The organism is Mesorhizobium sp. M0598 (genome assembly GCF_040320865.1).
GTDB lineage: Bacteria > Pseudomonadota > Alphaproteobacteria > Rhizobiales > Rhizobiaceae > Mesorhizobium.
This window is the reverse complement of sequence record NZ_JAMYQL010000041.1, coordinates 14,736-35,323: the sequence shown is the minus strand read 5'-3', so window position 1 is coordinate 35,323 and position 20,588 is coordinate 14,736. Positions and strand designations below refer to the sequence as shown.

The window sequence follows — 20,588 nt, the reverse complement described above, 5'->3', positions numbered from 1 at the left end:
ACGTTGGAGTTCATCCGATGGACGATGTAGCGAGATGGCTCCGCAGCTTGGGGCTTCAGCAATATGCTGAGACCTTTGACGCGAACAAGATCGACTTCGATAGCCTGTGCCTTCTGTCGGATCAGGACTTGCAGCAGATGCAGGTCCCGTTGGGACCACGTAGGAAATTGTTGGCCGCCATTAGGGCGTTGACAGAGCCCGACAGGCCCATCGTCCAGTCCCAAGGGCATACCGAGCGGCGACACGTTACAGTCCTGTTTTGTGATCTTGTCGCATCAACTGAGTATTCGGTTCGGCTGGATCCCGAAGATTTTCTCGACTTGACGAACAGGTACATCGAACGCTGCGGCAGCGTCGTTCGGGATCATAGCGGCACAGTGGTGAGCGTCACCGGCGATGCCTTTCTAGCATTGTTCGGATATCCGACAGCAGACGAAGACGATGCTGACCGCGCCCTTAGGGCGGCCTTGGACGTTGTTAGGATAGCACCGAATATCGAGGTACCCGACGGGCTGCCGGTGCGGGTGCGTATTGGAATTGCAACTGGGCTCGTAGTCGCCGGCGGAGTGGACAGCGGCCGAATTTCTGCTTCCGGCCCCATTCCCAATCTCGCTCAGAGGTTGCAGACAGCAGCTGCGCCGCAAACGATCCTCATCGACCAACGCACATACGATGCGACCGCAGGGGCGTTTGAGTTTACCGACGTAGGGCTACATACTCTGAAAGGCTTCGCCGAACCGGTCCAAGCCTGGCGCGTGGAACAGTCTCGCTTTCTCGAGAGTCGGTTTGCCAAGAGGACGAGGCTGTTCAAGCTAGTCGGTCGCCTTCCGCAGTTGCACAGCATCGTCGAGCTTTGGGACGGCGTGATTCAAGGGCAGGGTCGAATTGTTGTCCTGTCCGGAGAGCCGGGCATCGGAAAATCACGGCTGGCATTCGAGGTTCGCCAGCAGATTCCACAATGCATGCATTTGGCCATTCAGTGCTCCGCGAATTTTAGCAACAGCGCCTTGTTCCCTTTTCTCACTCTGCTCAAACGCAATTCCGGCATTCGCACCGAAGATCCCTCTCGCATCAAGTTAGACAAGCTCGAAGCAATTCTTGCGCCGAGCGAAGCGCCTAAGGCCATATCGCTATCCATCTTTGCCAGACTCCTTGCGATCGACCAAACGGAGTATCCACCCACCGAGTTGAGTTCTTTACGCCAACAGGAAATTTGCAGACGTGTCCTGTTGGACTGGCTGCATCATCTGTGCGCGATCAATCCCGTCCTCATCTTGTTCGAGGATGTGCAGTGGATCGACCCATCGTCTCGCGACGTCCTGGATGCCTTCATCGAGGAGGCGCCGGCACATCGGATGCTCATGCTGATCACCAGCCGCACCAGCGTATCGATACCCGAGGCCAGCACCGAACATGTGCTCGAAATCCCGCTTGCGCGCCTGTCTCGTCGCGAGGCCGAAAAGCTGGCGGATAACGCGGCTGCCGGGGCAGATCTGTCCGGCGAGCTTCGCGAGCACGTTCTGAACAGGGGTGAAGGCGTGCCCTTGTTTATCGAGGAACTCACCCGTGCTGCGGTTGAGACTGGGCTGCCGGCTGAACATTGGGAGCAAGAGGCGCGGAAGCCCGTCGCCGGCGTTCCCAGGCTGCTGCGATCGTCTCTCGTGTCCCGTCTGGACAAGTTGGGATCGGCCAAGGCGATCGCCCAGATCGCCTCCGTCATCGGCCGCGAATTCGACCTGAAGCTCTTGTCCCACCTTTGTGGTCTTTCCTCGTCGGCGCTCGAAGCAGCGATGGAGAGCTTAGCTAATTCCGGGCTGGTGGCGCCGCAGCTTTCGCATGACCGATTGCGCTACGCGTTCACTCACTCCTTGCTGCAGGAGGCGGCCCGCAGCACGCTGTTGCGAGAGCGTCGGCAGGAGCTGCACGGACTGGTTGCGCACGCCATCGAAACTCTCGAGCCGAAGACTGCTGCGGAACATCCCGAACTACTAGCCCAGCACTTTGCCGAGGCAGGCATGTTCGGACGCGCGGCCGACTGCTGGCTCGCCGCCGGCCTGAACGTCGCCAAGACCTGGGCGAAGGTCGAAGCAGCGAACATGTTTGCCATGGGACTGGCCTGTCTTGAACGACTACCGCCATCCCGGGACCGCAGTGAAAAGGCTGAGCGGCTTGAGCTGGAGCGTGGGGATGTCCTGTATGCCACGTTCGGATACGTAACGCCTGAGGGAAGTGCAGCGTACCGGAATGCAATGCGTCTTGGCCAGGAACTCGGCGATGCGGAGGCCCTGATCCGGGCGCTCGACGGTCTGTTCGGCACCGCTTTCAACTCCGCGCGCTTTCTCGATGCCGAATGGGCGAGTGATAGGTTGATCGACATAGGCCGGAAGAGCGGAAGCGTAAAGGCGCTCGTTCTGGGGCTACAGTTCAAGGGTATGAGCCTGTTTTGCGGCGGCTCATTCCGGCGTGCTCGCAACTACCTCGAACGGTCGCTGGAATACGAGGCAAAGGCCGACCTAGTGGGCAGCGATTTCCCAAGCATGGCGATGCTCTATCTGTCGTGGACGTTTCACATGCTCGGCTACCCTCAGCGTGCGCGCGATCTATGCGGCAGGGCCGAGGTCATCACTCGCCAGCAATCCGCCTATCGCCGAGCCGCTTGTCTCGGCAATGGGTGTGTCTTGCTCGCGCTCCAGGGCGACCTACACAAGATTGGGGAATTCACTGCCGAACTGCTGCCTCTGGCACAAGCCAACGGTCTGAATCTCTGGCTGAATATGGCGTCCTTTTTCTTTGGTTGGGTGATGGTCAATTCGAGCCGTGACCTGTCCGGCTTAGGGCGGATGCAGAAGGTGTGCGATGACCTTGGAGAGCAAGAGATCGACAAGTCGTGCTACCTTGCGCTGCTTTCCGAATCATACCTTCAGGCAAATCAGCTCGAAATGGCGGCGGCGACCGTGGAGCAAGGGCTGGAGCACGTGAGGACGACAGGTGAAAGATACCTCGCGGCCGAACTCATCCGGCTTCGCGGGGACGTCGAGTTGCGCCTCAAGAACGACCCAGAGCATGCAGAGGCGCTCTTTCGCGAGGCCATAGCGTTATCCCGCAAGCAGGGTGCGCAAACCTGGGAAATTAAGGCTACCCGAAGCCTGAAGGCCTTGTTGGCTTCACTAGGACGCCAGCGGGAAGTCGAGGACGAGTTGGCCCCGATACTTGCAAGGTTCGAGCGGAGCTCGAGGGCTCGGAGGTCTTCGTATCCCGGGCTGTCATGACAACCCGCAAACGGCCGCCGTGACGAACTGGACGCTATGGTTCTGCCGGATCGCCTCGCGCCGGAGAGCCATCGCCCGATGTGTCTTGCCCGTACCCGGAGGTCCAAGCAACAGGACCGTGCCGCCATGAGCAATCCAGCGGCAGGTCGCCAGCTCCCGGATTTGGCGCTGATCCAGCGACGGCTGCGCGTCGAAGTCGAAGCCGTCGAGTTCGTGCACAAACGGGAACTGCGCGATCTTGCCTGCCATGGAGATGCGCCGCTCGTCGCGCCTCCAGTTCGGCGACAACGCTCCTGGCCCAATCAAGACGTTCGGTGTATAGCAGAGGCGTCCGCAACCCCGCTTTTCACACACGGTATCAAGCGCCGGCCTTTTCGACCGTCAGCCCTTTCGCCGCCGCATCAGCGCCTCGAGCTCGGCGTCGCCGCCTTCCGGCAGCATCAGCCGCACGTGTGCGTAGAGGTCGCCGTGACCGCCGGCCTTTTCCGGTAGGCCCCTGCCCTTCAGCCGCAGAACCTTGTCCGAGCTCGACCAAGGGGGGACGTTGACCGCAATCCTGCCGGTCGGGGTTTCGACCGCCACCTTGGCGCCATGCACCGCATCGGCCAGTTCCACCGGCAGGTCGACATGCAGGTCGCGGCCCTCGACGCGGTAGCGCGGGTGCCGGCGGAAACGGATTTTAACCAGCGCATCGCCCGGCTGCCCCGGTCCTTGCTCACCCTGGCCTTTCAACCGGATGGTCTGACCGTCCTCGACATAGGCCGGCAACTTGACCGCCATCTTGCGGCCGTCGGGGAACATCGCCGTCACCTTCTCCGCGGTGGCGGCTTCCTCGATGGTGACGTCCAGCGTCACGTTGAGATCGGCGGCGGTCGGGGCCTGACGGCGGCCGCCGGTGCCGGCGCCGCGCTGCTGGGTGAAAGCATCGCCGAAGATCTGGCTGAAGATGTCGCTGTTGCCGTCGAACGGATCGCCGCCGGGACGGCCCGTGCGGAATTCGAAATGCGCGCCGCCCGGCCCTTGCTGCCGGCGGAAACCGGCGAAAGGATCGGCGCCGCCAGCCGCGCCTTCGAAACCTTGGAAACGCTGTTTGCCATCGGCGTCGATCTCGCCGCGATCGAATGCCGCCCGGTTCTTCTCGTCGCCGACGATCTCGTAAGCCTGGTTGGCGGCGGCAAAACGGTCCTTCGCCTTGGGATCATCCGGATTCTGGTCCGGATGATACTTCTTGGCGAGCTTCCGGTATGCGGATTTTATGTCCTTGGCCGATGCGTTCTTGGCAACGCCCAGCACCTCATAGGGGTCGCGCATGCTTACTGCCCTGGAGAAGGAGTGAGTCCATAATCGCCTCCTATATGCGCTCGCATAGGAAGGAATTCCAGTGGCTTACCACCATGTCGCCGGCGGAAAATCAGAGCGCCTTGAAGTCCTGTATGCGCCAGATGCTGCCGCCGGCCAGGCATATTTCGCCTTTGAACAGCGCGACGCCGTCGAAGCTTTCGCGCGATGCGGTGAAGCGACGACATGTCTCGCCGTTAGCCCTGAATTCCGCCAGCTCGGTGATGGAGCCGCGCGAGCCGGTGTCGGCATTCGCCCAGCGAACGGCCTGCCCAGCCAGTTGCTCCACGTCGGCGGAGGACACGGCATTGCGGATCGTGGCCTGGTCGGAGGCGCGGTCCTGATCGAGCGGCGTGACTGAGGCCGGCGTGCTCGAGGTCAGTATCGAGCGGTCGACCTCCGCCTGCTCCAGGCTGAAGCCGCCGCCGCCACACGCGGCAAGCGGCAGGACGATTATCACGATCATGGCTTTGGCGCTGGCCGAAGCAATAACGCTCCATTGCCCACTGTCAAAAGCTTGCGCGATACGCGACAATCGGCAATCTCCCCAGCCGGCGACAAATTTGGGAAAACTATGAGCGAAACCGGGTTAACAAGCGGTGACTTTACCGAGGTGGCGGAGCCGTTCCGGCTCTTTGCCGCGTGGCTCGACGACGCGACGAAGAGCGAGATCAACGACCCCAACAGCGTGGCGCTGGCGACCGTTGATGCCGAAGGCATGCCGAATGTGCGTATGGTGCTGCTTAAGGGCTTCGACGAGGGCGGCTTTGTCTTCTACACGAACTTCGAGAGCGCCAAGGGCCGTGAGATTCTTGGCAGCATGAAAGCGGCGATGTGCTTCCACTGGAAATCGCTGCGCCGGCAGGTGCGAGCGCGCGGCCAGGTGGAGATCGTCACCGACGCCGAAGCCGACGCCTATTACGCGACGCGTCCGCGCGGCAGCCGCATCGGCGCCTGGGCATCCAAACAGTCGCGGCCGCTGGAGAGCCGCTTCGCGCTGGAAAAGGCGGTCGCCGAATACACGGCGCGCCATGCGATCGGCGACATCCCGCGGCCAAAACACTGGTCGGGCTTCCGCATCGTGCCGCAGACCATCGAGTTCTGGCACGACCGTCCGTTCCGGCTGCACGACCGTGTGGTGTTTTCGCGCAACGCCGAGGGCGGTTGGGACAAGGTGAGGCTTTATCCGTAGGGCACGACGGTGGAGCACCGGCGCCCATTTTTTCAGCCCTTCTTCCTGGTCATGAAGGCGGCCAAGGCCGGGCCGCTTCTGCCGGATTTCCAATTCCCACTATCACGATCTCGTGTGCGTGAAACGTTCCAGCTTGCCGGAGCGAACCAGGAAAGGGCTCAACGCGCCGCCGGCGCAAATTCAGGAGGAAGCAATGCATTCACTCAGGTTGGTCACGATGGCCGGTCTTGCCTGCCTTTTCGCTTCGCAAGCCTTTGCGGAGGACGCGATGGGGACAATGACGGTGATGAAGGGTGGGGAGGTCATGGCGATCATGCCCGATGGGCATATGGGCACCATGATGCCCGACGCGAAGATGAGCGCCGAAATGATGAAAATGGCGAAACCGATCAAGCATTGCATGATGTTGATGACCGACGCCAAAGGCAAGACATTCATGATCGACACGTCTTCGGCAAAGGCCCAGGCCGAATGTAAAAAAATGGCGATGTGACAAAGAGATCATAGCAAGAAAACCCGCCGGTTGCTGCCGGCGGGTCCACGATGCGAGACAAGGCCAGAAGGTCTAGGCCTTTTTCCTGGTCATGAAGGCCGTCAAGGCTGCGCGGGCCTCGTCGGATTTGAGCCGCTCGCGGAAATGCTGGCTTTCCTGGCCGATGCGCTCGACAAGGGCGTCGCGCGAGCCGCGCATCAGGTCGCGCGCGATCTTCAGCGCTTGCGGCGGCTTGGCGGCGATCTGGCCCGCCGCCGCCAATACCGATGTTTCGAGTTCCCTCTCCTCGACCACCTCGTAGATCAGCCCGGCGACCTTCGCCCTCTCGGCCGAAAGGCCCTCGCCGAGGCCAAGCAGCGCGAAGGCGCCTTGCCGGCCGAGGATCTGCGGTGCGAGCAGGCTCGATCCTGCCTCCGGCACAAGGCCGAGATCGACGAAGGGCGTTCGGAATATTGTGGGCGGCGTGGCGAAGGTCAGGTCGCAATGCAGGTTGAGCGTGGTGCCGATACCGACCGCAATGCCGTCGACGCCGGAAACCATCGGCTTTTCCACCCTGGCCAGCGCCATCAGGAAATCCCAGACCTCGGTACCGCCTTCGCCGCCCGAGGCGACGATCATGAAATCGCCAAGGTCGTTGCCGGACGAGAAGGCACCGGGCACGCCGAAAAAGACATGGACGCGGATCGCCGGATCGGCGTCGCCGCCGGCAAGAGCCGCCGACATGGTCGCGTACATGGCGCGGGTCAGGGCGTTCTTCTTGTCCGGACGGTTGATGCGGATGATCTGGATGGCGCCCTGGCGTTCGACGAGGATGTGGTCTGTCACGGATTGGTCCTTTGTGAATCTCGGGCCTTGGTGAATTTCGGGCGTTGCGAACGTCAGGCTGAAATCAGCGCCTTGCCGGCAACGGCAAGGCTGTCCGCGCCGCCGACGACGCGCTCCTTCAGCGCGCCCACTTCGCCAAGCAGGTTCTCGGCGAAGAACCGGCAAAGCGCGATGCGGTTTTGGTCGGCAAGCGCGCCGCGCGCCAGATAGGCGCCGCCTGCGGCAAGCGAGATCAGCCTGAGATAGGGTGTGGCGCCGGCCAGCACCTCGTCCGATCGGCCTTCGGCTTGCAGGTCTTGCAGGAATCGGCTCGCCTGTGACACGTCATCGAGCGCCTGGTCGAGGCGATCGGCGGTGCGGCCGAAGCCTTCAAGGTTCGACGCTCGCACCGCATCGGCGACGGCCTTGAGTTCGGCGATGTAGCCATGCACATGCCGGCCGCCGCCGAGCGGCAGCTTGCGTGTCACCAGATCGATCGCCTGGATGCCATTGGTGCCTTCGTAAATGGGCGCGATGCGCGCGTCGCGATAAAGTGCTGCGGCGCCTGTCTCCTCGATGAACCCCATGCCGCCATGCACCTGCAGCCCAAGCGAGGCGACCTCGACGCCAACATCGGTCGAAAAGGCCTTGGCCAGCGGCGTCAACAGATTGGCGCGCTCCTGCCAGTGCTTTGCATCTTCGCTCTGTGACGCGAGATCGATGGCGTGGGCGCAGGAATAGCAGATGGCACGGGCAATCTGGGTCAGCGCCTTCATGGTCAGAAGACTGCGCTGGATGTCGGGGTGATGCACGATCGGCGCCATGCCGGCACCGCGATGGCTCGCCGCTTTGCCTTGCCGGCGGTCGTTTGCATAGGCGAGCGCCTTCTGCGTCGCCGCCTCGGCGACCGCGACGCCCTGCATGCCGACGGCAAGGCGCGCATTGTTCATCATGGTGAACATGCAGGCGAGGCCCTTGTTCTCCTCGCCGACCAGCCAGCCGATCGCGCCGGGCCTGCTGCCTTCGAAGCCATCGCCATAAATCATCGTGCAGGTCGGCGAAGCGTGGATGCCCAGTTTGTGCTCCAGCCCGGAGCAGAAGACGTCGTTGCGCCTGCCCAGCGCGCCATCGTCGCCGACGAGGAATTTCGGCACCAGGAACAAAGACAGGCCGCGCGTGCCGGCCGGCGCGTCCGGCTGCCGCGCCAGCACCAGATGGATGATGTTGTCGGTGAAATCGTGCTCGCCATAGGTGATGAATATCTTTTGCCCGAAGATGCGGTAGGTGCCGTCGCCGGCCGGTTCGGCGCGGGTTCGCAAGGCATTCAGGTCCGAGCCTGCCTGCGGCTCGGTCAGGTTCATGGTGCCCATCCATTCGCCGGAGACCAGTTTTTCCAAATATTTGACCTTGAGTGCCTGCGAGCCATGGTTGTCGAGTGCTTCGACCGCGGCCATGGTCAGCGTCGGGGCGATGCCGAACGCCATCGAGGCGGAGTTCCACATTTCGAGCGCGGCGACGCCGAGCATGGCCGGCAGCGCCTGGCCGCCATACGCTTCCGGCGCGGACAGCGCATTCCAGCCGCCGCCGATCCAGCGGCGATAAAGTTCCTTCCAGCCGGGCGGGGTAGTGACGGCAGCGCCGTCGAGCACCGCGCCGTGCTGGTCGCCGACCGTGTAGAGCGGAGCCACCTCCTCGCTGGCGAAGCGGCCGGCCTCGGCCAGAATGGCGTCGACGAGGTCCTCACCGAGTTCGCCAAAGGTGCCGGCATCGAGCGCCGGCTTCAAGCCGGCGACATGCTTCAGGGTGAAGGCGATCTCCTCGACCGGTGCCCGATACATGGCGTTCGCTCCTCCTCAGCCCGGCTCTCCCCAGTCTGGCCCTCCCCAGTCTGGCAGGTCTACTTAAGACCTGTGCCGATGCAAAATCATCTGCTTTCGGAGTTCCCTGTCCATCTTCTTTTTACGTAAACGTCAAACTTGTCACGCGAATTTTGCAATTGCTGGCTCGTATGCAAAATTACTTAGAGCCGGACGACGCACTTGATTTGTACGGCTATTTCCCGTACAAGGCAGCATCAGGGGTGACGATAATGCCAAACCAACAGACCCGCACCGCCCGTCTCGAAGCCCGTATTTCGCCGGATATGCTGGACGTGGTGAAACGTGCCGCCGAAATCCAGGGCCGCAGCGTCAGCGACTTCGTGGTCGCCGCCGCTCAAGAGGCGGCGCAGCGTACAATCGAGAACACCACCATCATGCGTATTTCCGTCGAGGATCAGCGCGCCATGATGGAGGCGATTCTCAATCCGCCCGAGCCCAATGAAGCACTGCGCAAGGCCGCCGACGCCCACAAACGGCTTGTCGTCGAATCCCGGTGAATTTCACCATCATCATCGAACCGCTCGGCGGATCGCATGATCGCAAGGCGTTCAGCTGCGGGGTGTCGGCGCTCGACCGCTATATACGGGAGCAAGCCAGCCAGGATGTCAAACGCCGAGTCGGCAATTGCTTCGTTGCCGTGGATCGCGATGTCGGCGCGATCGCCGGATATTACACTTTGGCGGCGTCGAGCATACCGATCGCGTCCTTGCCTGACGAACAGACAAAACATCTGCCACGCTACCCGGTTCTGCCCGCGATATTGGTCGGCAGGCTGGCCGTCGATGCCCGATACCAGCGGCGGCGGGTCGGGTCGGCGCTGATCGTGGATGCGCTACGACGTAGCGTCAGCGCTGCCCCAGCAGCCTTCGCGTTGATTGTCGATGCCAAGGATGACCAGGCGGTCGCGTATTATCGCAGGCATGGCTTCACCTCGTTTCAGAGCCGCCCCCTATCACTGTTCCTGCCCATGGCAACAGCGTTGAAGCTATTTGGCTGACAATCGCAACCATCGCTTTGCTCTTGAGGAGCACCAAGGGTCGTTTCGCCAGCGCTCCAACTCGCCCACTCGGCACCCGAAGCATTTCCTTAACCATGGCGGTTCAGGATTTGGCTTTGGCCAGCAAGGATCTGCTGTTTGAAAACGCCGGCGCGCCCCCTTGTCCGCTCAGCGCTTCTCCTTGTCGCGGCCGCGATGACCCTGGCGCTGACGCCGGCAAAGGCCTCGGATTTCTCCGAACCTTGGAAGGATGCCGACCGGGCGCTGGTCGTCGACGCCTACGAATACAATTCCATCGACTGGACCCGGCTAGCCGCCGACAAGCGTCTTGTCGGCTTCATCAACAAGGCATCCGACGGAATGCCGCCACCATATTTCTGTTTCGGCGACGAGACCGAGACGCGGCTGTGCAAGACGCTTTGGAAACGCCATGCGGTGACGCGCGAGCTGTTCCAGACGCGCAAGGTCGTGGCCAAGGCGCTTGGTTTGAAATGGGGCGCCTATCACCTCGCCCGCCCCGGCAACCCGGTCGGCCAGGCCAATCATTTCATCGATTTCGCCGAACCCGGGCCGGACGACCTGCTTGCCCTCGACATCGAGGACGACGACCCGACGCAGTGGATGTCGCTGGACGACGCCGAAGAATTCGTCCGCCAGGTGCATCGGCGGCTCGGCCGCTTTCCGGTGCTCTACACCAACGGCACGACCGCCCGGCATATCGCCGACAACAGATACAAATACCAGCTGCTATCGCGGCTGCCGCTGTGGTATGCGCGCTACAAGCCAGACATCGGCGTGCATTTTCCGATGGGCAACTGGCAGGGTTATGCGCTCTGGCAGTTTTCGGCGCGAGCAAATTGCGGCCGGTTCCGCTGCCCTTACAGGGTCGCGGGCACACCCAACGATATCGACGTCAGCGTCGCGCCGATGAACGCCACGGAATTGCGCGCGCAGTGGCCGTTCGGCGGCCTGATCGACGTGCAGCCGGATTACCTCGCCTCGATACCTGTGCCGCTCTCACGCGAGGCGGGGCTCGCCGGCGGCACCGTCACTTACGCCAGCGTGACGCCAGCAAGCTTCGAGGAGATGGTCGCGGTATTCAGGGAGCGCCTGGCCAGGTTCAGCAGCGGCTTCCAAATGCCTGCGGCGAAAGCGGCGCCGGGCCTTCCACGCGGGATTGCCGAATATGTCGCCTGGACGCGAAACGAAAAGCGTGCGGCATCGGTGCCAGGATTTGTCTCCACCGCCGATGCGGTCAGCAGCGTCTCGACCGAATTCGACCACGGCTTGCGCTGAGGCCGAAGGCCGCCCGAAGCATCAGTTCGCCTGCTCGCGCGCCACCGCCAGCCAGCCAATGTCGCGGCGGCAAAAGCCCTGCGGCCAGTCGATCCGGTCGAGCGCGGCGTAGGCCTTCTTCTGCGCCTCGCCGACGGTGCGGCCGGTCGCCGTGATGTTGAGCACGCGACCGCCATTGGCGACGAGTGCGCCGCCGTTGATGGCGGTGCCGGCGTGAAATATCTCGACGCCCTCACCTGCCGCCGCCTCGACGCCGCGAATGACCGAGCCCTTTTCCGGCGCGCCGGGATAGCCCCTGGCTGCCATCACCACGGTGAGCGCCGCCTCGTCGCGCCAGCGCACCGAAGTATGCGCCAGCTGGCCGTCGGCGGCTGCGTTGAGCAGGACCAGGAGATCGTCCTTCAGCCGCATCATCAGCACCTGGCATTCCGGGTCGCCGAAACGGGTGTTGTATTCGATCAGCTTCGGCCCGCTGTCAGTGATCATCAGCCCGGCAAACAGCACGCCGGAAAACGGGGCGCCTGTTTCAGCCATGCCGCGCATGGTCGGCTCGACGATCTCGCGCATGGTTCGGTCGATCATTTCCGGCGTCATCACCGGCGCCGGCGAATAGGCGCCCATGCCGCCGGTGTTCGGGCCGGTGTCGCCGTCACTGAGGCGCTTATGGTCCTGCGCGGTACCGAAGGGCAGCGCGGTGGTGCCGTCGCACAGGCAGAAGAAGCTTGCTTCTTCGCCGACGAGAAACTCCTCGACCACCACTTCCGCGCCGGCCTGGCCGAAGGAGCCGTCAAAACAGGCGTCGAGCGCGGCCAGCGCCTCGTCAAGCGTCATGGCGACGGTGACGCCCTTGCCGGCAGCGAGGCCGTCGGCCTTGATGACGATCGGCGCACCCGTCTTCTCGACATAGGCCCTGGCCGAAACCAGATCGTCGAAGCGGCCATAGGCGGCGGTCGGGATGCCGTATTTGGCGCAGAGGTCTTTGGTGAAACCCTTTGATCCTTCCAGCCGTGCCGCCGCCTTTGACGGGCCGAAGACGCGGATGCCCTCGGCGCGCAGGTCGTCGGCAATGCCGGCGACCAGCGGCCCTTCCGGCCCGACCACGACGAGGCCTATTTCATTCTCGCGGCAAAACCGGGCCACCACCGTGTGATCCGCAATATCGAGCCGCACCAACTCGGCTTCTCGGCAGATGCCCGGATTGCCGGGCGCCGCGTAGAGTTTGGTCAGCAGCGGCGACGCCGCGATCTTCCAGGCAAGCGCATGCTCTCGTCCGCCGGAGCCGATCAGCAAAACACGCATGCCCAGATTCCTTGCCATTTCACGACCAGGACTGCGCTATTGCGCCGCGCGCGACGGGTCAAGACATTTGGCTGCCCAAGCGCCGATTGCGCGTGGCGAGCGTGCGGGGGGCTGCTTGACGCTTGACGGCATTCGCCTCTGCTGCCACTTCAGCAAAATGGAAACCGTTCAGTCGAAAGCGGCCCAGGGCCGCGTCGCCGATGCGCCGAGCGGCCACTGGGTCTATCGTGCGCTGCCGCGGCGGTTGTGGCCCTATGCGCAGCTTGCCCGGTGGGACCGGCCGATCGGCTGGCAATTGCTGCTGTGGCCATGCTGGTGGTCGGCTGCGCTTGCCGCGAGCGCCTATCCGCGTCCGACGGATCCGCTGCTCACGCTGCTGCCGTCGCCGTGGTACCTGCTGCTGTTTTTTGTCGGTGCGTTCGCCATGCGCGGCGCCGGCTGCACCTACAATGATTTGGTCGACGAGGACATCGACAACCAGGTGGAACGCACGCGCTCGCGGCCGCTGCCGGCCGGCAAGGTCACGCGCCGGCAGGCCTGGATGTTTGTTGTCCTGCAGGCACTGGTCGGCCTCGTCGTGCTTTTGCAGTTCAACAGCTTCGCCATCTTGCTCGGCATCGGCTCGCTGGTCATCGTCGCCGTCTACCCGTTCATGAAGCGATACACCAACTGGCCGCAACTCGTTCTCGGCCTTGCCTTTTCCTGGGGTGCGCTGATGGGATGGGCGGTCGAGTTCGGCGATCTCGATGGGCCGGCAATCATGCTCTATATCGGCTCGATCCTCTGGGTGATCGGCTACGACACGATCTATGCGCATCAGGACAAGGAAGACGACGCCATCGTCGGCGTGCGCTCGACGGCGCGCCTGTTCGGCGATAACACCAAAGCCTGGTTGGCCGGGCTTTATGGCGGAGCGCTGGTCTGCTTCGCCATTGCTTTCGCCTCGGCACAGGCACCGGTACCGGCGCTCGCCGGGCTGATCGCCGCCGGCGCGCATATGGCGCGGCAGATCGGCGTGCTCGACATCGACGACCCGGACCAGTGCCTGAGGCTGTTCAGATCGAACAACCAGGTCGGCTGGCTGATCTTCCTCGGCCTGATCGGCGGCGCGGTCTGGGTGGCGCTGAAGCCGCTGGTTTAGAGCCAGCGGTATCGATTCGGCAGCTGCGGAATCGACCTTTCTCCAACTGCTTATGCCGCCCCTCATCGCCCTGCCGGGCACTTCTCCCCGTATAGTGACGGGGAGAAGGATGCCTTCGCAACGGATTTCGCCAATCTCAAGCGTTTGCAGAAAGAGTGCCGAAATTGCGGCCAGTGTCCCTTCTCCCCGTCACTATACGGGGAGAAGGTGGCGGCAGCCGGATGAGGGGCAGCGCCAACTTGCATGCTGATTTCAATCTACTCCCGCGAAATAAGCTCCTCGCCGCCGATGACCAGCCTGAGGCCGAGGTCGCCGGCGCGGCGGCGGGCGAGGAAGCGCGGGCGGCGCATGGTCGAGACGCGACCTTTGCGGCGGTCCTGCGCCGGCAGCGCCTTGATGGCGGCACCGAGCGATTCTTCCAGCGTGCGGGCGATGCCGTCGGCCTCGATCAGAAGCATCGGCAGGCGGTAGGCGTCGGCCCAGGCGCGCCAGTCGGCGGCGACGTCGTCGAGATCGTCGGCGACCAGCAGCGGCACCGACAGCATCGGGTCGTTGTGCAGAAGCTCGAGCGTCACTGTGACATTGCCCTCCGGATCCTCCATGGCGCGGGCGGCGACGCCGCGAAACGCGTTGGCGGGCAGAGCGATGATCGCCGGCACGCCGCTCATCTCCAGCGTGCGGCGGATAACCGCGCCGCGCTGGTCGATGGTGAAGGTGACGTCGCCATAGTCGTCGCGCGTGGCGTAGCTCACCACCTGCGGCAGGCGGAATGGGTCGAGGCGCATATTGCGCCCGGCCCAGACTGGCTTCAGTCCAGTGTTCATATCGTGCCTTTCCTGTTTCTCCTGAGAGCCGGTGTTTCCGGTTCTCCGGGCCGGTTTTCCCAGCCTCGTTGTGGAGAAACATTAGCGCGGGCTTCTTATCCTCGCGCTTAAGAAAGTCGGTTAAATTTTGCTGATCCGGGGCGGATGGTTATCGGAATGCCAACCGGCGCAGGCCGGCGAAAGGATCAGATAACCTTACCCGGATTCATGATGCCGGCCGGGTCGAACGCGGCCTTCACCCTGCGCATCAGCTCGATCGCCATCGGCGGCGCCGTCGCGATCAATTCGTCCCGCTTCAACTGGCCGATGCCGTGCTCGGCCGAGATCGAGCCATGAAACGAGCGCACGACGTCATGCACGGCCTTGTTCATGACGTGGTAAAGGCCGAGAAACGCCTCGTCATCGCCGTCGACCGGCCGGGAGATGTTATAGTGCAGGTTGCCGTCGCCCATGTGGCCGAAGCAGACGACGCGCGCGCCGGGACTGACCGATTGCACGGCGCCGGCGGCCTTTTCAATGAAGGGCGGGATTGACGCCACCGGCACCGAGATGTCGTGTTTGATCGAGGCACCTTCCGGCTTCTGCGCCTCGGGCAGCACCTCGCGAAAATTCCAGAACGCATCGCCCTGGGCCATGCTTGCCGCGATCACCGCATCGCCGACGATGCCTTGCTCGAGGCCTGCCTCCAGCACCTCCTCGATCAGCGCCCTGGCATCGTCGGCCGAACGGCCCGACGAGATCTGCATCAGCACATACCACGGCCAATCGCCGGCCAGCGGCCGCACCACGCCTTGCGCGTGGGCAAGCGTAAAGTCGTAGGGCCTCTGGCCGATCAGTTCGAAGGCGGTGAGCGCTGCCCCTGCACGATCCATCGCCAGGCTGAACAGCGACAGTGCCGCCTCCGGCGATGACAGGCCGGCAAACGCCACCTCGCGGCCCTTGGACTTGGGGAACAGCTTGAGCACGGAGGCGGTGATGATGCCGAGCGTGCCTTCCGCGCCGACGAACAGGTTCTTCAGATCGTAGCCGGTATTGTCCTTTTTCAGCTTGCGCAGATCGTCGAACACTTCGCCGGTCGGCAGCACCACTTCGACGCCGAGGCAGAGCTCGCGCGCATTGCCGTAGGCAAGCACGCCGGTGCCGCCGGCGTTGGAGGAGAGATTGCCGCCGATCTGGCAGGAGCCTTGCGCGGCAAGCGACAGCGGAAACAGTCGGTCGGCGGCATCGGCCGCTTCCTGCAGCGTCTGCAGGATGACGCCGGTTTCGACCGTGACCGTGTTGGACAGCGTATCGATTTCGCGGATGCGGTTCAGCCGCGACAGCGACAGCACGATCTCGCGGCCGGATGCGTCCGGCACCTGGGCGCCGACCAGCCCGGTGTTGCCGCTTTGCGGCACGATGGGCGTGCCGGTTTCGGTCGCCAGCCGCATGATGCTGCTGACCTCCTCGACGTTCCCCGGCCTCAGCACCAAAGCCGTCCTGCCGTGCCAAAGTCCGCGCCGCTCGGCTAGGTAAGGCGCGATGTCCTGCTGATCGCGCAGCGCATATTTGTCGCCGACGATTGCCGCAAAGCGCGCGACGACGGCGGGGTCGAGATCGGGGGAAATGTCGTTCATGGGTGGAAACTATGGTGCTCAATCCATCTTGTCACGCGGGGCGATCTTGTCACGCGGGGCGGCGGCGCGCGAAAGCCGGTCATTGATCGCCTCGCCCAGCCCTTCGAACGGGATCGGCTCGACGGCGATGGTTTTGGCGCCACTGCCATCGAGATCCTGCAGATGGGCGAAGAGATTGCTTGCCGCCTCGCGCAGGTCGCCAGTCTCCGACAAGTTGCGCAGGGCGGCTGCATCGCGCCAGCCTTCGGCACGGCGGCGGCCGAAGGCCAGCAAGGCTTCGCCCGGTGCGACCTCCGCAGCATTGAGCCGCACTGCCGCACCTGGCGCATAGTGCGAGGCGAGCATGCCGGGCGCCTCGATGCCCGAAGCGCCGCGCAGCAACTTTGACCCGGCCACCGCTTCGATCTCTTCGGCGGCAATGCCGCCCGGCCGCAGCAGCCGCAGCTTTCCAGCTTCGACCTTGACGATGGTCGATTCCAGCCCGACCGGCGTCGCGCCGTCGTCGACCACAAGCTTGATCCGGGGACCGAGATCGGCAGCCACGGCTTCGGCCGTCGTGGCGCTGATCCTGCCCGAGGAATTGGCGCTGGGCGCCGCCAGCGCGCGGCCGAACCTGGCGATCAGCTCGCCGCCAAAGCCTTTCGGCATGCGCAGCGCGATCGTTTCCAGGCCGGCGGTGACCAGCGGATGAATGCCGTTGCCGGGCCGTTGCGGCAGCACCAACGTCAGCGGCCCCGGCCAGAATGCCTGCGCCAATCTTTCCGACAGCGGGTCGAACAGCGCGATGCGCTCGGCCATCGCCGGATCGGCTATATGGGCGATCAGCGGGTTGAAGCGAGGTCGGCCCTTGGCTTCGAAGATACGAGCCACGGCAACGCCGTTGGTCGCGTCGCCGGCCAGCCCATAGACGGTCTCGGTCGGGATGGCGACGACATCGCCGCTCTCGAGCAGCGCCAACGCCCTTTCCATCGCCTCGCCGACGGCACGAATTTCAGCCACTGTCGTCACCTCACGGATGCGGGTGCCTAATACGCTGACGCCGGGCGAGCAAGCCCAGGCATTGGCGAATCGCAAATCGCTAAAATGCTATGTTTTCCCGCAAGCCGGCATCAACTGCCCTTGGCTAGGGTGCGGTCTTGTTGGGCAAGGGGAATTATCATGCTTTCGATGCGTATCCTTGGAGCGCTTGGTTTGGCGTTTATGGCCGGCACGGCACAGGCCTCGTCGCTGGTTTTTCTCGGGCAAACGACGGCGACGCCTTCGGTTGTAAGTAGCAGCGCGGTCGAGGGGGCGAAGACACTGTCGATCGTCGCGCTTGGCGAGAAGTTGCCCAACGTCAATGAAAACGTCACCGAGGAAAAGATCGCGGCAATCCCGAGCCAGCCGAGTCATGGCTTCGCCGGAAGCCCGATGATCATTCGCGGCGGTATCGTCGGCGATGCCTTGGCAACGCCCGCGCCCAAAGCCGCGCCGGCCACCGCTGCCGCGCCCGCCGCGGACGGCAAAGCCGACGCAAAGGTCGCCAGCAAAACCCCTGAGCCGGCAGCGCCGCAGCCTGCGCCGCTAGCAGCTCCCGACCAGCCCAAATAGCGTCTGAAGCAGCGCCGGAACCCAGGGCCGCGCGAGAGCGCCTTTTTCGCGGATGTCAGCCGGCTATCTTGGAGAAATCCGCGACCCGGTCGGTCGCCGCGCGGATGCGGGCGAGCAACGCCAGGCGATTGGCACGCACCGCCTGGTCCTCATCGTTTACGAGGACTTTCTCAAAGAACGAATCAACCGGCTCGCGCAACACGCTAAGCGCCAGCATGGCGGCGGAAAAGTCTTCGTTTTGAATTGCTTCGCCGGCTTGCCTCTCGGCCTGATTGACCGCCGCAAACAAGGTTTTTTCGGCGTCCTCCCGGAACAGCGCCGGCGAAACGCTGCTTGCGATCGCCGTCGCCTTCTTCTCTTCGGCAGCCACGATGTTGGCAGCGCGCTTGGTGCCGGCAAGCAGGTTCATGCCGTCCTGGGTGTCGAGGAAGGAACCGAGCGCCTCGACGCGGCGGACGATTTGCAGAAGGTCGTCGTTCTGGCCAATCTCCCCCCTTGAGGGGGAGATGCCCGGCAGGGCAGAGGGGGGTGCCTCGCGCCGAGAGGCCGGCGGGACAGCGCCCCCCTCTGTCGGCTGCGCCGACATCTCCCCCTCAAGGGGGGAGATTGGCGCGCTTCCACCACTCGCCAGGACGGCGTCGATCAAATCGTGCCGTGCACCCTGGTCGCGGAGATAGACCTTTAGGCGGTCCTGGAAAAAGGAGAGGAGGTCGTTTTGGCCAGCGTCAAAGGTACGCAACCAAACTGCTATCTGCTTACGGAGGAGCGAGTCGACGCTTGCAGCAATTGCGGCAAAACGCACTTCATCAAACTCCAAACCAGTGAATGTTTCAGCATCCGCAAACCGAATAGCCGCCTCGCCCAGTTCCCTATTCCAGCGCTGATCGGCAAAAAGTAGCCACGCCGTTCTCCAGCTTGTTTTAAGACGAATTCTGATCCCATTCTCGACCAAAATCCTGACCACCCCCAGCGCCGCTCTTCTGAGCGCATAGGGGTCCTTCGATCCGGTCGGCTTTTCATCAATCGCCCAGAAGCCGACCAGCGTATCGAGCTTGTCTGAGAGCGCCACGGCGACCGATACCGGATCGGTCGGCACGCGATCGGACGGGCCCTGCGGCTTGTAGTGCTCCTCGATCGCGGCGGCGACCGAAGGATGCTCGCCCTGCAGCAGCGCGTATTTGCGGCCCATGGCGCCTTGCAGTTCCGGGAACTCGCCGACCACCTCGGTGGTGAGGTCGGCCTTGGCGAGGACGGCAGCACGACGTGCGAGCGCGGTAATCTCCCCCCTCGAGGGGGAGATGTCGCCGAAGGCGACAGAGGGGGTCGGCACGTCCTGACGCGACGCCCTATCGCGGACAGAGGATGCCGGCGATTCACGCGAAGCGACCCCCTCTGGCCTGCCGGCCATCTCCCCCTCAAGGGGGGAGATCGACTGCGCCACGATTGGTGCCAGTTCTTCGGCCAACCTGGCAATCCGCTCCACTCGCTCGCCTTGCGTGCCGAGCTTGGCATGAAACGTTACATTGAGGTGGTCGAGGCGGGCCATGCGCTGGTCGAGCGGCTTGTTCAGATCGAGCCCGAATTTTTCCGCCGAAGCCTGCAACTGGTCGAGGTCAGGCAGATCGCCCTGATCGGTCTTCCAGAAATAGAGCGCGTCGGACAGGCGCGCGCGCACCACCTTGCCGTTGCCATGGGCGATCTCCTTGCCTCCATCCTTGGCCTCGATATTGGCGGTCAGGATGAAGCGGTTGGAGAGCGGCGATTGGCTGATCTCCCCCCTTGAGGGGGAGATGGCTGGTAGGCCAGAGGGGGTCGGCACGATCTGACGCGACTCTCTATCGCGGACAGGGGATGCCGCCGATCCACGCGAGGCGACCCCCTCTGTCGCCTTCGGCGACATCTCCCCCTCGAGGGGGGAGATTTGGCGCGTCGTGACAAAACACTTCTGGTTTGCGCGGATGGTGAGCCGGATCACCTCGGCCGGTATGGCGAGAAAATCCTGCTCGAATTCGCCCATCAGCACGACAGGCCATTCGACCAGGCCCGACACTTCCTCCAGCAGCCCCTCGTCCTCGACAAGGTCGAGTCCGCTGGCGAAGGCGAGGTTCCTGGCATCGGCAAGAATGATCTCCTTGCGCCTGTCGGCATCGAGCACGACCTTGGCCGCCTCAAGCTTGGCGACATAATCGTCGAAGCGGCGCACCGTGATGGCGCCCGGCGCATGGAAACGGTGGCCGTAGGTGACGTTGCCGGAGCGGATGCCGTCGATCTCGAAATCGACGACCGCCGGCTCCTCGGTTTCGGGGCCGAAGGTGCACAGGATCGATTGCAATGGCCGCACCCAGCGCAGCGAGCCGGGCTTGGCCGAAGCCGGCCCCCAGCGCATCGACTTCGGCCAGGGGAAGTTGCGGATGATGCCCGGCACCAGTTCGGCGATGATTTGCTCCGCCGGTCTGCCCGGCCTGGAAATATGGGCGACGTAGAAGTCGCCCTTCTTCGGATCGGAATGAACATGCGCCTCGGCAATCGAGGCAAGGCCGGCCTTGCGCAGAAAACCCTGCACCGCCGGCTCGGGCGCCTTGGTCGAGGGCCCCTTGATCTCCTCGCTGATGTCCTTCGAGCGCGCGGTCAGGCCGCGGATGTCGAGCGTCAACCGGCGCGGCGTCCAATATTCGCGCGCCGCCTCATAGGTCAGCCCGGCGTCGACCAGCCCATCGGTAAGCAGCTTCCTGAGATCGCCGGCAGCCTTGCGCTGCATGCGGGCGGGAATCTCTTCCGAGCGAAGTTCTAGAAGCAGGTCGGGCATTGATTGTGCTCACGCGGCAAAATGGTCCGGGCGGGGCATAGCA

At 63.5% G+C, this 20,588-nt stretch carries 18 protein-coding genes; 8 read left to right on the top strand and 10 right to left on the bottom strand.

The features are described 5' to 3' along the window. The first annotated feature begins 17 nt into the window (after positions 1-17). Complete coding sequence (locus NKI59_RS30625) at positions 18-3,269, top strand: adenylate/guanylate cyclase domain-containing protein (protein ID WP_352708363.1); 3,252 nt, start codon at positions 18-20, stop codon at positions 3,267-3,269. On the opposite strand, the gene NKI59_RS30620 is transcribed toward NKI59_RS30625, so the two are convergent. The 3 genes from NKI59_RS30620 to NKI59_RS30610 form a co-directional block, all read right to left on the bottom strand. After that, complete coding sequence (locus tag NKI59_RS30620) at positions 3,264-3,623, bottom strand: ATP-binding protein (protein ID WP_502901127.1); 360 nt, start codon at positions 3,621-3,623, stop codon at positions 3,264-3,266. The two genes, NKI59_RS30625 and NKI59_RS30620, sit on opposite strands and share 6 nt — an antisense overlap. Before the next feature lie 27 nt (positions 3,624-3,650). Then, positions 3,651-4,580 carry a DnaJ C-terminal domain-containing protein gene (locus tag NKI59_RS30615; RefSeq protein WP_352456870.1) on the bottom strand — a complete coding sequence of 310 codons (930 nt, stop codon included), beginning with the start codon at positions 4,578-4,580 and terminating at the stop codon, positions 3,651-3,653. Between the two features lie 100 nt (positions 4,581-4,680). Next, complete coding sequence (locus NKI59_RS30610; protein WP_352708361.1) at positions 4,681-5,142, bottom strand: RT0821/Lpp0805 family surface protein; 462 nt, start codon at positions 5,140-5,142, stop codon at positions 4,681-4,683. Between the two features lie 39 nt (positions 5,143-5,181). On the opposite strand from NKI59_RS30610, the gene pdxH reads away from it, so the two are divergent. Together pdxH and NKI59_RS30600 are read left to right on the top strand one after the other, a co-directional pair. Next, the gene (gene pdxH / locus NKI59_RS30605; protein ID WP_352708360.1) at positions 5,182-5,799 is read left to right on the top strand and encodes a pyridoxamine 5'-phosphate oxidase; all 618 of its coding nucleotides are present in this window, start codon (positions 5,182-5,184) and stop codon (positions 5,797-5,799) included. Positions 5,800-6,016: 217 nt separating this feature from the next. Beyond that, a complete protein-coding gene (locus NKI59_RS30600) occupies positions 6,017-6,292 on the top strand; it encodes a hypothetical protein (RefSeq protein ID WP_023674100.1) in 276 nt (91 codons plus the stop codon). Positions 6,293-6,364: 72 nt separating this feature from the next. On the opposite strand, the gene NKI59_RS30595 is transcribed toward NKI59_RS30600, so the two are convergent. After that, complete coding sequence (locus NKI59_RS30595; RefSeq protein ID WP_352708358.1) at positions 6,365-7,117, bottom strand: crotonase/enoyl-CoA hydratase family protein; 753 nt, start codon at positions 7,115-7,117, stop codon at positions 6,365-6,367. 53 nt (positions 7,118-7,170) lie between these two features. Continuing rightward, the gene (locus NKI59_RS30590; protein ID WP_352708357.1) at positions 7,171-8,934 is read right to left on the bottom strand and encodes an acyl-CoA dehydrogenase family protein; all 1,764 of its coding nucleotides are present in this window, start codon (positions 8,932-8,934) and stop codon (positions 7,171-7,173) included. 158 nt (positions 8,935-9,092) lie between these two features. Between NKI59_RS30590 and NKI59_RS30585 the strand changes: the two genes are divergently transcribed. The 3 genes from NKI59_RS30585 (at position 9,093) to NKI59_RS30575 (ending at position 11,269) form a co-directional block, all read left to right on the top strand. After that, complete coding sequence (locus NKI59_RS30585) at positions 9,093-9,473, top strand: type II toxin-antitoxin system TacA family antitoxin (RefSeq protein WP_352708355.1); 381 nt, start codon at positions 9,093-9,095, stop codon at positions 9,471-9,473. Further along, on the top strand, positions 9,470-9,973 hold the full coding sequence (locus tag NKI59_RS30580) for a GNAT family N-acetyltransferase (RefSeq protein WP_352708354.1): 504 nt from the start codon (positions 9,470-9,472) through the stop codon (positions 9,971-9,973). Before NKI59_RS30585 ends, NKI59_RS30580 begins: the two co-directional genes overlap by 4 nt. 138 nt (positions 9,974-10,111) lie before the next feature. Continuing rightward, positions 10,112-11,269: a glycoside hydrolase family 25 protein gene (locus NKI59_RS30575; RefSeq protein ID WP_502901126.1), complete on the top strand. Its 1,158-nt coding sequence runs from the start codon at positions 10,112-10,114 to the stop codon at positions 11,267-11,269. Positions 11,270-11,290: 21 nt separating this feature from the next. On the opposite strand, the gene purD is transcribed toward NKI59_RS30575, so the two are convergent. Beyond that, the gene (gene purD, locus NKI59_RS30570) at positions 11,291-12,568 is read right to left on the bottom strand and encodes a phosphoribosylamine--glycine ligase (RefSeq protein ID WP_352708352.1); all 1,278 of its coding nucleotides are present in this window, start codon (positions 12,566-12,568) and stop codon (positions 11,291-11,293) included. Between the two features lie 157 nt (positions 12,569-12,725). On the opposite strand from purD, the gene ubiA reads away from it, so the two are divergent. After that, positions 12,726-13,709: a 4-hydroxybenzoate octaprenyltransferase gene (gene ubiA / locus NKI59_RS30565; RefSeq protein ID WP_352708350.1), complete on the top strand. Its 984-nt coding sequence runs from the start codon at positions 12,726-12,728 to the stop codon at positions 13,707-13,709. Positions 13,710-13,966: 257 nt separating this feature from the next. Here ubiA and NKI59_RS30560 read toward each other — a convergent pair whose 3' ends face one another. From NKI59_RS30560 to NKI59_RS30550, 3 genes are all read right to left on the bottom strand, one after another. Next, positions 13,967-14,533, bottom strand: coding sequence for a DUF6101 family protein (locus NKI59_RS30560; RefSeq protein WP_352708349.1), 567 nt, complete (start codon positions 14,531-14,533; stop codon positions 13,967-13,969). A 185-nt stretch (positions 14,534-14,718) separates the two neighbouring features. After that, a complete protein-coding gene (locus NKI59_RS30555; RefSeq protein ID WP_352708347.1) occupies positions 14,719-16,149 on the bottom strand; it encodes an FAD-binding oxidoreductase in 1,431 nt (476 codons plus the stop codon). Between the two features lie 18 nt (positions 16,150-16,167). After that, the gene (locus NKI59_RS30550; RefSeq protein WP_352708346.1) at positions 16,168-17,148 is read right to left on the bottom strand and encodes an L-threonylcarbamoyladenylate synthase; all 981 of its coding nucleotides are present in this window, start codon (positions 17,146-17,148) and stop codon (positions 16,168-16,170) included. 159 nt (positions 17,149-17,307) lie between these two features. On the opposite strand from NKI59_RS30550, the gene NKI59_RS30545 reads away from it, so the two are divergent. Further along, positions 17,308-17,739 (top strand): hypothetical protein, encoded by a 432-nt coding sequence (locus NKI59_RS30545; RefSeq protein ID WP_352708344.1) that lies wholly within the window; start codon positions 17,308-17,310, stop codon positions 17,737-17,739. 55 nt (positions 17,740-17,794) lie between these two features. On the opposite strand, the gene NKI59_RS30540 is transcribed toward NKI59_RS30545, so the two are convergent. Further along, positions 17,795-20,545 (bottom strand): glycine--tRNA ligase subunit beta, encoded by a 2,751-nt coding sequence (locus tag NKI59_RS30540; RefSeq protein WP_352708343.1) that lies wholly within the window; start codon positions 20,543-20,545, stop codon positions 17,795-17,797. Between the last annotated feature and the right edge of the window lie 43 nt (positions 20,546-20,588).

Coding starts and splice junctions, on each gene's coding strand:
- NKI59_RS30625 (WP_352708363.1), top strand. CDS start 18: ATGGACGATGTAGCGAGATGGCTCCGCAGCTTGGGGCTTCAGCAATAT.
- NKI59_RS30615 (WP_352456870.1), bottom strand. CDS start 4,580: ATGCGCGACCCCTATGAGGTGCTGGGCGTTGCCAAGAACGCATCGGCC.
- pdxH (WP_352708360.1), top strand. CDS start 5,182: ATGAGCGAAACCGGGTTAACAAGCGGTGACTTTACCGAGGTGGCGGAG.
- NKI59_RS30600 (WP_023674100.1), top strand. CDS start 6,017: ATGGCCGGTCTTGCCTGCCTTTTCGCTTCGCAAGCCTTTGCGGAGGAC.
- NKI59_RS30590 (WP_352708357.1), bottom strand. CDS start 8,934: ATGTATCGGGCACCGGTCGAGGAGATCGCCTTCACCCTGAAGCATGTC.
- purD (WP_352708352.1), bottom strand. CDS start 12,568: ATGCGTGTTTTGCTGATCGGCTCCGGCGGACGAGAGCATGCGCTTGCC.
- ubiA (WP_352708350.1), top strand. CDS start 12,726: ATGGAAACCGTTCAGTCGAAAGCGGCCCAGGGCCGCGTCGCCGATGCG.
- NKI59_RS30560 (WP_352708349.1), bottom strand. CDS start 14,533: ATGAACACTGGACTGAAGCCAGTCTGGGCCGGGCGCAATATGCGCCTC.
- NKI59_RS30555 (WP_352708347.1), bottom strand. CDS start 16,149: ATGAACGACATTTCCCCCGATCTCGACCCCGCCGTCGTCGCGCGCTTT.
- NKI59_RS30545 (WP_352708344.1), top strand. CDS start 17,308: ATGCTTTCGATGCGTATCCTTGGAGCGCTTGGTTTGGCGTTTATGGCC.
- NKI59_RS30540 (WP_352708343.1), bottom strand. CDS start 20,545: ATGCCCGACCTGCTTCTAGAACTTCGCTCGGAAGAGATTCCCGCCCGC.